Origin of the sequence: Mesorhizobium sp. M1B.F.Ca.ET.045.04.1.1 (assembly GCF_003952465.1) — a bacterium.
Classification (GTDB): domain Bacteria; phylum Pseudomonadota; class Alphaproteobacteria; order Rhizobiales; family Rhizobiaceae; genus Mesorhizobium; species Mesorhizobium shonense.
The window spans coordinates 6,825,182-6,837,630 of record NZ_CP034448.1 but is presented as its reverse complement, the minus strand read 5'-3'; the positions used below and the strand labels follow the sequence as shown (position 1 = coordinate 6,837,630).

11 protein-coding genes are annotated in these 12,449 nt (G+C 62.1%); 8 read left to right on the top strand and 3 right to left on the bottom strand.

Annotated features, from left to right (window positions below; all coding sequences use genetic code 11):
- Window positions 1–3: 3 nt before the first annotated feature.
- The 7 genes from EJ071_RS33890 to EJ071_RS33860 all read left to right on the top strand — a co-directional run bounded on the left by EJ071_RS33890 (window position 4) and on the right by EJ071_RS33860 (window position 8,254).
- Window positions 4–1,554 (top strand): FGGY family carbohydrate kinase, encoded by a 1,551-nt coding sequence (locus tag EJ071_RS33890; RefSeq protein WP_126101754.1) that lies wholly within the window; start codon window positions 4–6, stop codon window positions 1,552–1,554.
- 5 nt (window positions 1,555–1,559) lie between these two features.
- A complete protein-coding gene (locus EJ071_RS33885; RefSeq protein WP_126101753.1) occupies window positions 1,560–3,044 on the top strand; it encodes a sugar ABC transporter ATP-binding protein in 1,485 nt (494 codons plus the stop codon).
- 96 nt (window positions 3,045–3,140) lie between these two features.
- Entirely contained in the window at window positions 3,141–4,142 is a 1,002-nt protein-coding gene (locus EJ071_RS33880; protein ID WP_126101752.1) for a fatty acid desaturase, read from the top strand.
- 9 nt (window positions 4,143–4,151) lie between these two features.
- Entirely contained in the window at window positions 4,152–5,396 is a 1,245-nt protein-coding gene (locus tag EJ071_RS33875; RefSeq protein ID WP_189521331.1) for an FAD-dependent oxidoreductase, read from the top strand.
- Window positions 5,396–6,502, top strand: a complete 1,107-nt coding sequence (locus tag EJ071_RS33870; RefSeq protein WP_189521591.1) for a zinc-binding dehydrogenase — start codon at window positions 5,396–5,398, stop codon at window positions 6,500–6,502. Before EJ071_RS33875 ends, EJ071_RS33870 begins: the two co-directional genes overlap by 1 nt.
- A complete protein-coding gene (locus tag EJ071_RS33865; protein WP_126101749.1) occupies window positions 6,499–7,344 on the top strand; it encodes an alpha/beta hydrolase in 846 nt (281 codons plus the stop codon). Before EJ071_RS33870 ends, EJ071_RS33865 begins: the two co-directional genes overlap by 4 nt.
- Window positions 7,331–8,254: a LysR substrate-binding domain-containing protein gene (locus EJ071_RS33860; RefSeq protein ID WP_189521330.1), complete on the top strand. Its 924-nt coding sequence runs from the start codon at window positions 7,331–7,333 to the stop codon at window positions 8,252–8,254. The genes EJ071_RS33865 and EJ071_RS33860 overlap by 14 nt, the downstream gene beginning before the upstream one ends.
- A gap of 225 nt (window positions 8,255–8,479) precedes the next feature.
- Here EJ071_RS33860 and EJ071_RS33855 read toward each other — a convergent pair whose 3' ends face one another.
- On the bottom strand, window positions 8,480–9,520 hold the full coding sequence (locus tag EJ071_RS33855) for an EscU/YscU/HrcU family type III secretion system export apparatus switch protein (protein WP_126101747.1): 1,041 nt from the start codon (window positions 9,518–9,520) through the stop codon (window positions 8,480–8,482).
- An 85-nt stretch (window positions 9,521–9,605) separates the two neighbouring features.
- Here EJ071_RS33855 and EJ071_RS33850 point away from each other — a divergent pair, with 85 nt between their 5' ends.
- Window positions 9,606–10,409, top strand: a complete 804-nt coding sequence (locus EJ071_RS33850) for a tetratricopeptide repeat protein (RefSeq protein ID WP_126101746.1) — start codon at window positions 9,606–9,608, stop codon at window positions 10,407–10,409.
- Between the two features lie 170 nt (window positions 10,410–10,579).
- Here the strand turns inward: EJ071_RS33850 and EJ071_RS33845 are convergent, their stop codons facing one another.
- Entirely contained in the window at window positions 10,580–11,029 is a 450-nt protein-coding gene (locus EJ071_RS33845) for a hypothetical protein (RefSeq protein ID WP_126101745.1), read from the bottom strand.
- Window positions 11,030–11,041: 12 nt separating this feature from the next.
- Complete coding sequence (locus EJ071_RS33840) at window positions 11,042–12,403, bottom strand: type II and III secretion system protein family protein (protein ID WP_126101744.1); 1,362 nt, start codon at window positions 12,401–12,403, stop codon at window positions 11,042–11,044.
- Window positions 12,404–12,449 lie beyond the last annotated feature (46 nt).

Genomic DNA, 12,449 nt, shown 5'->3' with positions numbered 1-12,449 from the left:
TTTATGGGCGGACATCTCACGCTCGGCATCGATATCGGCACGACCAATGTGAAGGCGGCGATTCTCGACACCAACACCGGCAAGGTGGTGGCGTCCGGCTCGCAGGAGCATCCTCTGTTCCACCCGTTTCCCGGTTGGGCCGAACAGGATGCGTCGAATTACTGGGGCGCCGTGGTCTCGTCCATAAGGCAATGTCTGGAACAGGGGCGTTTCGCCGACGACATCGCGGCCGTGGCGCTTTCGGGCCTGGTTGGCGTAACTCTCCCGGTCAGCGACCAGGGTAAGCCGTTGCGTCAGGCCATGATCTGGATGGACTCGCGCTCCGAGGAAGAGTGCGAAGACATCCGCCGCAGCGTCGGCGAGGCAACCATCAACAAGAACAACGGCAACCGCATTGCGCCCTGGTTCATCGACCCCAAGGCTCTATGGATCAAGAAGCACGAGCCGCATATCTTCAACGCCACGCACAAGTTCCTGTCGCCCTCCGGCTATTGCACCTACCGGATGTGCGGCAACTTCACGATGAACACCGGCGATGCGGGGCTCGCCTACGCCTACGAATATCGCGAGGAGCGCTGGAACGAGTCGGTCGCCAGGGCGATCGGCATTCCGCTTGAGAAGCTGCCGCGGCTCTACCAATCCCATGAAGTGGTGGGCGAGGTGACCAGACAAGCGGCCGAGGAGACGGGGCTGCGGCCCGGCACCATCGTCGCCGCAGGCGGCACCGATATCAGTTCGGCGGCACTTGGCGTCGGTGTCACCAAGGCCGGCGAGGCCTACTACTCCATGGGCACGGGTTCCAACCTCGGCATCATGATCCCGACCGAGCAGAACGTCGAGGAATACCGTATCCTGAAATGGCCGCACGTGCTGCCCGGCCTGACTATGTTCGATGGCCCGATGGCCTTTACCGGCGCGTCGTTGAAATGGTTCCGCGACCAGTTCGGCGATGCCGAATTCCGCCTAGCCGAGCGCATGGGCCACAATGTCTTCGACCTTTTCACCGAGCAGGCGAGGCGCGTGCCGGCATGTTCCGACGGCCTGCTTTATCTGCCGTATCTCGGCAACACGCTGTCGCCCAACTGGAACAGCAATGCTTGCGGGAACTTTTTTGGCGTACGCCCAACGACAACACGGGCGCATTTCATTCGAGCACTGATCGAGGGCGTCGCCTTCGACCTTTACTCCAACGTCCGCGTCGCCAACGCGGCCGGCGTCAAGGTCGACGGCCTGATCCTGAACGGTGGGCCGACGAAGAGCCGGTTCTGGAACCAGATCACCGCCAGCGTGGTGAACCTGCCGTTGAAGACCCCGGACATAGGCGAAGCCGCTCCGATCGGCGACGCCATTCTTGCCGGCGTCGCCGCCGGAATCTACAAATCGCCGACCGAGCCTCTTGAAAGCATCGTCCGCATCAAGGAGACGATCGACCCCGATCCGAAACTGCACGAGCGTTACCGGGATTTCTTCGAAGTCTGGTCGTCGGTCTATCAAAACTTGCGCGGAGACATGGATCGCCATCGCGCGCTTCTCAACAAATATCATTCGGCGTGATCGCGATGGGCGCCCCGCTGCTCGAGGTCCAGTCAATCCGCAAGACATATCCTGGTGTCATCGCGCTTTCCGACGTGACCTTCGATCTGAAGGCCGGCGAAGTGCATGCGCTGGTCGGCGAGAACGGCGCTGGCAAGTCGACGCTGCTGTCGGTGATGAATGGCCTCGTCGCGCCCGACAGCGGCGAAATCAGGATCGACGGCCAGCCTGTGGTTCTCGACGATCCCACAGTGGCGCTCGCCAACCGGCTGGCACTGGTCCACCAGGAGCTGGTGCTATGTCCGAACCTGAGCGTCGCCGAGAACATCTTTCTCGGCCGTGAACCGGCCGGCCGTCTTGGCAAGACGCGCGCTATGCTCAACCGTATGGCGAAGGACCTGCTCGATGAGATTCATGTCAGCCTTGATCCTTCGCGGGCCGTCGGCGAACTCAGCCTCAACGAGCAGCAGATCGTCGAGATATGCCGCGCTTTGGCGAGCCGTCCGCGCGTCCTCGTCTTTGACGAGCCGACCGCCTCGCTGAACGACGACCAGGTCGCGCATCTCATCGCCATCATTCGCAAATTGAAGGCTAATGGTCTCGGCATCGTCTACGTCTCGCACCGGTTGAGCGAGGTGATGCAGATTTCGGATCGCGTTACCGTGCTCCGCGACGGTCACGTCGTCGCCACCCGGGACATTGCCGGCTTGAACGAGGCTGCTCTTGTCGCGTTGATGGTCGGGCGTGAACATAAGCCGGGCCAGTCCGCCTACAAAGAGAGGCGCTGTGGCGACGTCGCGCTGGAAACAAAGGGGATCGGCAAGGCTCGCCTCTTCGACGATATTTCCCTGCAGGTGCGGGCGGGCGAAATCGTCGGCATTGCCGGATTGCTTGGCTGCCAGCGCGAAGCAGTCGTGCGCGCGATTTTCGGCGCCACGTCCATCGATCGCGGCGAAATCCGCGTTCATGGACGCAAGGTGCAGCTGCGCTCTCCGCGGGACGCCATTGCCTTTGGCGTCGGCTTCATGCCGGCCGATCGCAAGCGCGAGGGCCTCGTCCTGCCGATGAGCGTCGGCGACAATATCGGCATGACGATCCTGCGGCGTCTCGGCCGCCTCGGCTTCATGAAGCGTCGGCACAGGAACGCGATGGCCAACGGCCTGGTGCGCACATTGGCAATCAAGACCAATGGCCTGTCGCAGCTGGCGTCACAATTGTCCGGCGGAAACCAGCAGAAGATCGTCATTGGCAAATGGATCGCACGTGGCGGCGACATTGTGATCGCCGAGGACCCAACCCGCGGCGTCGACGTGGGCGCCAAGTTCGAGATATGGCGTGCCATCCAGGATCTGGCGGAAGAGGGCAAGGCAATTCTGCTGCTGACCACGGAATTGCAGGAGATGATGGATGCCTGCGACCGCATCCTCGTCATGAGCCGCGGTCGGGTGACCGGACATTTTCACCGCAAGGACTTCTCCGCGGAAGCGATCGCGCATTGCTTCGTGGCCTGACGCCGAACCGATAACGCCATGGGAACAATGAATTTTTCTTCGATGCGGCGGCCCGCTAGACCTGTCGCGACAATGGCAACCTGAAGGAGGATCGGCATGCAAGGCGATAATTCCGCGAGCTATGCTGGGATCGGTGGCATCGGCAGCAAGATATGGCCGCTGACGGGACCGGAGATCATTTCGCGCGAAAAGCTGAAGACGCTTCGCACCCGATCCAACGGACCGGGGCTGATTAGACTGGCGGTGCATCTCACGGCCCTGGCTCTCGGCGTACTTGCCGTCTACCTCTCCGGCGGAACGCCGTGGCTGCTGATACCTTCAATGCTCGCTTACGGCATCGTCATCGTGCTGCTGTTCGCACCCTTGCATGAATGCTCGCACGGCACCGCTTTCCATTCGCGATGGATCAACCACATCGTCGGATTTGCGGTCGCCGCCTTCACGTTCCGTCCTTTTCTCTACTTCAAATACCGGCACGCAGCGCATCACACGTTCACCCAGCACGAGGACCATGACCCGGATATCGTGCCGTTCCCGACATCGCTTCGCGACTATTTCGGGCAGATAATCGGCCTCTCCTTCTGGCCGAAGCTGGTCGGCACGCTGTGGCGCGGCACGACCGGACGCTTCACTGAGGAAGAACGTGAATTTCTGCCGAAATCGGTCTGGAGGCAGGTGATGCTGGAAATCCGGCTGCTCGTCCTGCTCTACGTCGCTATCGCCGCCGTCTCGATCTATTTCGGCAGCACGATCGCGCTGGTCTATTGGTTGCTGCCCCGCGTGATGGGCGAGCCGGTTCTGCGTGCCATCCGCATGGCCGAGCACACGGGCGCCGAAGAAAGTCCGAATCTGCTTGCCAATACGCGCACCACGCTCGCGAACCCATTGCTCAGGATGCTCTACTGGAACATGCCGTTCCATGCGGAGCACCACCTTGCTTCCTCGGTGCCGTTTCATGCGCTGGGCAGGCTTCACGACGAGGTCTCGCCGCATCTTCAATGCGTCAGCAAGAGCTATTTCCATGTGCATCGCGAGATCATCCGCGACGTGCTGCGGAATGGTCGTGCCGGCGCGACGCCTGCCGGGCAGGGGGCCTGAACGACAGTGGTGAGCGCAGGACGAAAGCCCGGCGTCGTTATCGTCGGTGGAGGACACGCTGGCGGCCGCGTCGCGGAGAGGCTGCGGCACGGCGGCTTCGTCGGACCGATCGACGTGGCCGGGGCCGAAACGGAGCTGCCTTACGAGCGGCCGCCTTTGTCCAAGGGCGTGCTGACATCGCCGAGCGTGCCGGCAAATGCCTATCTGCTACCGTCGGCGCGGTGGCACGAGATCGGCGTCCGGTTCCATCTGGGTGTGGAAGCGGTCGGCATCGATAGACAAGAGAAGACCGTGGCTCTTTCCAATGGCGCCAGCCTCTGCTATCGGAAGCTGGTTTTGGCGACAGGATTGTCGCCCCGCCGGATCCGACCGCTTGAGCCCATCGCGGCGCGCACCTTCTATCTTCGCTCATTCTCGGATGCGCTTGCGCTGCGCAGCCGCATCGTGCCTGGCGCGCGGTTGGTGCTTGTCGGAGGAGGGCTGATCGGCCTGGAAGTCGCCGCAAGCGCAGTCAAACTCGGCGCGGCGGTGACGGTCCTGGAGGCCGCCGAGCGCCCCTTGGGTCGACTGCTCCCGCGCTATCTTTCGCAATGGCTCGCCGAGCTTCATGAGCGGGCGGGTGTGCGTATCCTGTGCGGCCGGCAAGTCATCTCGTCCGAAGCCTTGGACGCTTCGGGCCGCCTCCACCTCGACGACGGGTCAAGGTTTGAGGCCGACCTTATTCTGGTCGGCATCGGCGGCACGCCGAACGACCGGATCGCCAGCGAAGCCGGCCTGCACACCGACAACGGTGTTGTCGTCAATGAATTTGGGCAGACTAGCGATCCCGACATTTTCGCAGCGGGCGATATCGCGGCTCACGAAAATCATCTCTTCGGTGGGCGTTGGCGGCTGGAGTCCTGGAAGAATGCGGAAGACCAGGCGGCGGCGGTCGCGTCCTATCTGTGCGGCAACCCGGCCCCATACAGCGAGGTGCCCTGGTTCTGGACGGATCAATACGGCCTCAACGTCCAAGTGGCCGGGGTGCCAGGCGCCGGAGAGCCGGCATTTGAGCGTGGCAAGCCAGGCGACCGTGCCTATCTCGCATATTTCACGGCTGGCGGCCGGCTGATCGGCGCAATCGGCATCGGCTGCGGCCGCGACATCCGCATCGCGCGTGAGATGATCAAGGCGGGCGGAAGGCCGGACGGCGCCGAGCTCGTTTGCAGGGGGTTCACCCGCCTCGGCGATGCGCTCGAGAGGCAGGCATCATGATCCGTTCACCGGCAGCGGTCTGCTTCGAGATCCACAAGCCGCTCACAATAGAAGAAGTGCAAGTCGCGCCGCCCGGTCACGGCGAGGCACTCGTCGAGATCGTCGCGTCGGGCCTTTGTCACACGGATCTCACTGCGCTCGACGGCGTCAACGCGACCAGCGTCTATCCTCTCATTCCCGGGCACGAGGGCGCAGGGCGGGTGATCGAAGTGGGCGAGGGGGTCTATGATCTCAAACCGGGCGATCATGTCATTCCGCTCTATGGTCCGGAATGCAGACATTGCCGCATGTGCAAGAGCGGACGGACCAATCTTTGCTGGACCATCAAGCCGATGCGCGACAAGGGCGTCATGCCGGATGGAACCTCGCGCTTCTCGATAGGATCGCAGCCGGTGCATCATTTCATGGGCACCTCGACCCTTTCCCGCTACACGGTCGTCCCTGAAATTGCGCTGGCGAAGATCCGCAAGGATGCGCCGCTGGAGAAGGTCTGCCTGTTCGGCTGCGGCGTCACGACGGGCGTCGGCGCGGCGCTGGCCGAGGTCCGCGAGGGTGACGCCGTTGCCGTCTTCGGGCTGGGCGGCATTGGCATCAATGTTGTGCAGGGAGCGCGGCTTGCCGGTGCCGGAAGGATCATCGGCATCGACGTGACCGATGGCAAATCAAGACTCGCCCGCTCCTATGGCATGACCGATTTTGTCGATGCGTCGCGCGACGGCGACAAGGTCGTGCAGGCGGTTCGGGATCTTACAGACGGCGGCGTCGACGTCGCCTTCGAATGCACGGGCATCGTGCCGGTTATGCGGCAGGCCTTCGACTGCTGCCAGCCGGCCTGGGGCACCGCTGTGTTGCTCGGCGTCGAGCCGCCGGGCGCCGAAATGGGGTTCCCGCCGGTCGGCGTACGCTATGGCCGCTCGATCCGCGGAAGCTATTTCGGCGGCGTCAAAGGACGCGGCGGACTGGGCAGACTGATTGACTACTATATGGACGGCCGGGTCGATCTCGACCGGCAGATCACACACAGGCTGGCCCTCGATCAGGTCAATCGTGGCTTCGATCTGATGAGAGCCGGAGAGTCGGTGCGCAGCGTCGTTCTGTTCGAATGAATGGCCAGAATTCCAGCACGGAATGTGGCTACGTCTTCCGCGACCGTCATCCGGAAAGAACGGACGTTTATAGACTCTTCGATGAGGCGAGCGCCGCTGCCCGCAGTTCACTGATATGCCAGCGCAACGTCGTCTACGGCGCGCATCCGCGCGAAGTGTTCGATCTGTTTCCGGCCGGCGAGCGTGCGCCGCTGGTGGTTTTCGTGCACGGCGGCTACTGGCAGAGCCTCGACAAGGACCGTTATTCCTTCGTTGCCTCCGTGCTCGTTGGCCGCGGCTTCTCCGTGGCGCTGCCAAGCTATCCGCTGGCGCCGGAGACACCCATCGAGACGATCGTTACCGGCATCGGAGCGTTCTTGCCGGCGATTTTGCGAGCCCTCCCAACGCCGCCGGCTTTCTGGATCGCGACCGGCCATTCCGCCGGCGGTCATCTTGCTGCCACACTCGCGATGAGAAGCCCTATGGCAAGCGTGCCGCTGGCAGCTTGCGTTCCGATCAGCGGCATCTTCGATGTCGAGCCGCTGGCGGAGACGTCACTCAATGCGGCGCTTGGGCTCGATCGCGAGCGGGCCGCAAGGATCAGTCCGATCCGCTGGCCAGTGCCGCATTGCCGGCTCGCGGCCATTGTCGGCACGGACGAGACCCAGGAGTTCCGCGAACAGTCCCAGCGGTTCTCTTCCTATTGGAGCGACTCGGGCCAGCACGCCGAACTGGTTCCGATGCACGGAAAAAACCACTATACGATATTGTGCGATCTGTTGGAGGAACGCTCGGAAATCGCTGAAGAAATCGTGCGGATGGCTGAAGCCTTTCGCAGGGAGACAGGCCGTGGGCGGCATTAACAAGCTTCATTTCGTCAATTTCAGCCAGCTGCGTTCCTTCTACGCGGTGGGTCGCGAACTTAGCTTCACGAAGGCTGCCGATCTGCTCTGCATCGGCCAGCCGACGGTGACCACGCAGGTGAAAGCGCTTGAAGAGACTTATGACGTTCAGCTCTTCTTGCGATCGCCGCGCGGCCTGAAACTGACGGATGCGGGCGAAGCGCTTCTGACCGTGGCGCGCCAGATTTTCTCGCTGGAGGAGCAGGCGGTGGGTATCTTGCGGGCGGAAGGCAATCAAATTTCCGGCAAATTGCGCGTCGGCACGGTAGGTCCGTTCTTCGTCATGGAACTGCTCTCGGCGTTTCATGCTCAATATCCCCTGGTGCAGGTCTCGCTCGAAAGCGGCAATTCCGACGTCGTCTATAACAAGCTCATGAATTACGAGGTGGATGTCGCCATCATCGGCCGGGACTACGACGATCCGCGTCTCGACCTCATCCAACTCGGCCGCCATGAGGTCATCATCTTCGTCCACCGCAACCATCCGTGGGCGGGCCGGCAGCAGATCGATCTTGAGGAACTCGACGGGCAGCGGATGATTTTTCGCGAACCGGGTTCGATGACGCGTCGGGCGCTGGAGGAGATGCTGGAATTGCATCGGATCCGACCAAACGTGGTCATGGAGATCCCGCGCGATGGTGTTCGCGAAGCAGTCGCGGCAGGCTTGGGCGCCGGCATTGTGTCAAAGACCGAGTTCCAGCTCGACGACCGGTTGACGCCATTGTCGATCGCAGATCACAAGCCATTCACCGAGTCTTTCGCAACGTGCCTAAAGGCACGTCAAGAACTTCGTCCAATCGGGGCCTTCATGAAACTTGTGACTGAAGTTTCAAATCCGAAGTTCAACCAAATGGCTGCCGCCGTCCTTTGAAGGAATGAACCTCAGCCAGAGGCGCTAGGATGACAGGTCCTTCAAGCTATCGGCGAAAGTGGCGACGTGGCTGGAGGGCCAAGTCTACAATGGATCGGGTCGCGGAATTAGCCAAATCAACCTGATGTCCGCTCCAAATGCTTCGCTCTCGGCCCCGCTCTGCCGGCCAGGCCGCCAGCAACGCATGCCGTGAGATTGGCAGCGACTGAGTGGGCAATCCCGGCCTCAAGTGAGGCCATGTCGGACGAGATGGCGAACGATCGGCGAAAACATCTGCTGGCCGACATAGGATCCGGTATTCGCATTCTCGAAGAGTGCTTCGGCGACGGCGCTGTCCTCGACGACGGGAATACCCGCTAGGCGCGCTTGAGCCACTAGCTCGTTGGCGGCACGCCCCTGGCCCTTGGCGACGACTGTCGGCACCGGCGTTTCGCCCTTGACGTAACGCAGCGCCACGGCCTGGTCCCCGGATATAAAGGCGATGACCGCATTTTTCACGCCCAGCTTCGCCGGTTGCATCACCGCCTCGCGCCGCTGCCGCTGTTGTTCATGACGGATCAACGGATCTCCTTCGATATCCTTGTACTCGCGCTTGTATTCGGTTGTCGTCATGCGCATGTCGCGAAGGAACAGCCAGCGCTGAACAGGAACATCGATCACGCCGATGACGACGAAGGCCAGGCCGGCGGCGATTCCGAGAGGCGTCAGCACCGCTTTGATCGTCGGGGCCAGGCATGACGGACCGCAGCCCGGCGCATCGAAAAGCGGCTGCAGCCATGTGATCAGCACGAATATGAAAAGGCATGCCAGCAGCACCAGTTTGATCACGCCTTTGGCGAACTCGATGACGTTGCGGAGCGACAGGATCTTCTGCAGGCCCTTGGCCGGGTTGATGTGGTCGAACTGCGGCTTGAGCGGCTCGAACGAGAAGACCGGTCCGAACGTGCCTAGCATGCCGAAAGCCGCGGTGAGAACGACGACGATGCCGACCAGCGGCAGTGTGGCAAGCATCAGCAGCGAGAACGTATGACGGATGGCGCGCAGGCTGACATCCCCGAACGAACCGCCGGGCACGGTTACGGTCTGCACGAGGTCCGAGAGGTGCTTGAAGAGCGTCGGCCAGAAGAAATAGAGATAGGCGAGCGCTGCGAGGAAAGTGAAGCCCGAGGTGAGGTCGCGGCTCTGCGGAACCTTGCCCTTGCGGCGGGCGTCCCGCAGCTTCTTGTCGGAAGCCGGTAGTTTCTTTTCCTCAGCTTCTTCGGCCATGTTGCAATCTTACCGCACTGTTGTGGTTCCAGTCCGTTGATGCTCTGTGTAAGGTGAAAGCGGGCTTGAATACGGAGAGGTGGATATGCGGTTGCATGTCGTATTCTTGCCAGTCGCCGTCATGCTGGCGTTGTCCGGTTGCCAGACGACCAAAACCGGCTCGGTCAACGCGAAGGACCAGGTCCTGGCCTCGCAGTCGGATCGGCTGATCAAGCTTGCCGACGATATCGATGCGCGCGGGGAAAATGATACCGCGATAGCGCTCTACCAGCGTGCGGCAGCGATGCCGGACGCCAAGCCGAGCGCGCTCGTCAAGGCAGGCGACGCCTATATGCGGGCGGGATACCCGACCGATGCCGCCAAAGCCTATCAGGCAGCGCTCGCCAAAGCGCCCAATGACGGCGAAGCGATGCTCGGGCTTGGCTCGGCGATGATAGAGGCCGGCGATGTCGAGGCCGGCATGCGCGCGCTCGCCCAGGCAGCGCCTTTGGTCAACAGCAGCGCCGCTTACAACCGTCTGGGCGTGGCGCAGACATTCGCCGGCCGGACTGCCGATGCGCAGGCGACCTTCGCCCAGGCGTTGAAACTTGCGCCCGGCGATCTCGACGTCGAGACCAACATGGCTTTGGCGGCAGCCCTTGAGGACAACTCCGCCACGGCACTGCCGCTGGTGCAGAAGATTGCCGCCGCGCCCAACGCGCAATTGCACCACAAGCGCAACATTGTGATGGTCTATGGACTTCTTGGCCAAGCCGATCAGGTCAAGGCCTCGCCACCCATCGGTTTGATGACCAAGGAGGTGGCCACCTTGCTGGCGCGTGCCAGAACCATCCGGTCGAAGGGCAGCACGCAGGCCAAGGCCAAGACGCTCGGCTCCATCCTCGGCTAGAGCAATTCCACGAAAAGTATGTAACGGTTTTCCGTCCGGAATTGCGTGAGAACAAAGAGGTAGAGCGGTTCGGCGCTTTCGTGAAACGGAGAACCGCTCTAGCGCCTGAGGCGCTCTTTTGCAAAGCCCGCCGCGCAAACAGGTGCCACATGGGCGATGATCGCGCCGGCTCATTCGACTGGAAGCGTCGTTTGCGGCGTTGCCGGCGCGCTGTTGGCGCCGCCGACCGGAGCCTCCTCGCCATCGAGGTAACGACGGGCCGCGCGCGCAGTTGGCGCGGCGGCTGCCGGCCCCATGCGACGGCCCTCGACGAGGTCACGCTGGCTTTCGGTCATGCGTTGCAGATTGTAGGCATTGGCGCAGCCGGCCGGCAGATGAGAGCCGACGCCAGAGACGATGGTGAGGTCGGTCTTGGCGGCGGTGTTGTCGTCGTCGGCCGGTTCGGCCAGACACGCATTGGGAGCCAGGATGGAGCCACTGACGCCTTTCTCGGAGCCGCCGGTATCGGTCGAAACATAGCTGTAGCCGGGCGAATAATCCTGCCGCTGTTGCGGGCTGTTTACGCAGCCGGCCAGAAACAGCGCGGGAAGCACGGAGCAGAAAGCGGTGCGCGATGTCATGGTCGTTTCCTGCTATTTGATGATCAGACCGGTCGCCGACGCGTCATTGGCGTGCTTGCGGCTGAGGCGCTTGGCTGCCGGACGGTCGAGCGGGGTGGCCAGACTGTCCCGCACCGGCGCCACCAGATAGGGCGTGATCAGGATGACCAGTTCGGTCTCTTCATGCTGGAAGCGCTGCGATTGAAAGAGCGGGCCAAGCACGGGCACATCGCCCAGAACAGGAAATTTCTCCAGGTTGCGCGAGGTCCGCTGCTGGAAAAGCCCCGCGATCGCAAAAGTCTGGCCGCTCGCCACCTCCACCGTCGTGTCGGCTCTTCGGACCACGAAGCTCGGCATGGCAAAGCCGTTGGCGGTTACAGAGCCGGAATCCGACAAAGAGCTGACCTCCGGCTGGACATGGAGCGCGATGCGATTGCGGCCGATGAGCGTCGGGGTGAAGCCGAGGGATACGCCGAAAGGTTTGTATTGAACGGTCGTCACGTCGGATCCCTGCGCAATGGGCACCGGAATTTCTCCACCGGCTAGAAAGTTCGCCGTCTGTCCGGTCACGGCGGTCAGGTTCGGCTCGGCCAGTATCTTGACGACGCCATTGCGTTGCAGGGCTTCGATCAGGACGTCGAAATTGAGGCCGTGAGCCTGGTTGAGGCTCAGACCAAAATTCCCATCGCTGCCTGAAGGCACGCCATTGTCCTGGAACATGTTGAATTCGAAGCCGCCACTTTTGTAGCCGACGGACCAGTCGACACCATATGACTGCAACTCCGTGCGTGAGACTTCGGCGAAGCGGACCCGGATGTTGACTTGCTGCGACCCCTGCACGGTCATGTTGTTCAGCGGCGGCGTTTCCGGCGGTGAAAACGTTCTTGCGACATTGTCCAGATCCTTTGCCTCATCGACGCCTCGTGCCTCACCCGTGATGACGATGCGGGTTCCGAAAATGTGAAGATTTGTCGCCGAATTCGGCTGCATCGTATGCTTGGCTTCAGCGGCGGGCGTGATATCGGGTGTGACGCGGAATTGAGCCGTTGCCTCGATACGCTCGTCGGCCGTGACTGCAATGAGATTGGTCAGGCCGGGCTTGAGGCCGAAGACATAGACCATGCTTGGCGACACGACCTGGAGGTCTGCGATCGTGGTGTCGGCGACCAGGACGGATTCGACCGGCTCATTGAACCGCAGCAAGCGTCCTTGCCCGACCGGCAGGTCGAGCGTTGGCTTGCTCGGCAGGGGCGATACGTTCTGCGCCCTCGCGTCGGCGATCATAAACAGCAAAGCCACCAAAATGCCAACCGTCGCGATAGCGAGCCAGCGCATGTCCGTCCGCCAGGCGGAAGCGGCGGATCGAACGCCTGCTGCGGTATCGTGGATTGTCATGCCGTTCCTCTCCTGATTCCCCAAATGTCCCCGATCGTCCGGCTGC

Coding starts and splice junctions, on each gene's coding strand:
- EJ071_RS33890 (WP_126101754.1), top strand. CDS start 4: ATGGGCGGACATCTCACGCTCGGCATCGATATCGGCACGACCAATGTG.
- EJ071_RS33885 (WP_126101753.1), top strand. CDS start 1,560: ATGGGCGCCCCGCTGCTCGAGGTCCAGTCAATCCGCAAGACATATCCT.
- EJ071_RS33880 (WP_126101752.1), top strand. CDS start 3,141: ATGCAAGGCGATAATTCCGCGAGCTATGCTGGGATCGGTGGCATCGGC.
- EJ071_RS33865 (WP_126101749.1), top strand. CDS start 6,499: ATGAATGGCCAGAATTCCAGCACGGAATGTGGCTACGTCTTCCGCGAC.
- EJ071_RS33855 (WP_126101747.1), bottom strand. CDS start 9,520: ATGGCCGAAGAAGCTGAGGAAAAGAAACTACCGGCTTCCGACAAGAAG.
- EJ071_RS33850 (WP_126101746.1), top strand. CDS start 9,606: ATGCGGTTGCATGTCGTATTCTTGCCAGTCGCCGTCATGCTGGCGTTG.
- EJ071_RS33845 (WP_126101745.1), bottom strand. CDS start 11,029: ATGACATCGCGCACCGCTTTCTGCTCCGTGCTTCCCGCGCTGTTTCTG.
- EJ071_RS33840 (WP_126101744.1), bottom strand. CDS start 12,403: ATGACAATCCACGATACCGCAGCAGGCGTTCGATCCGCCGCTTCCGCC.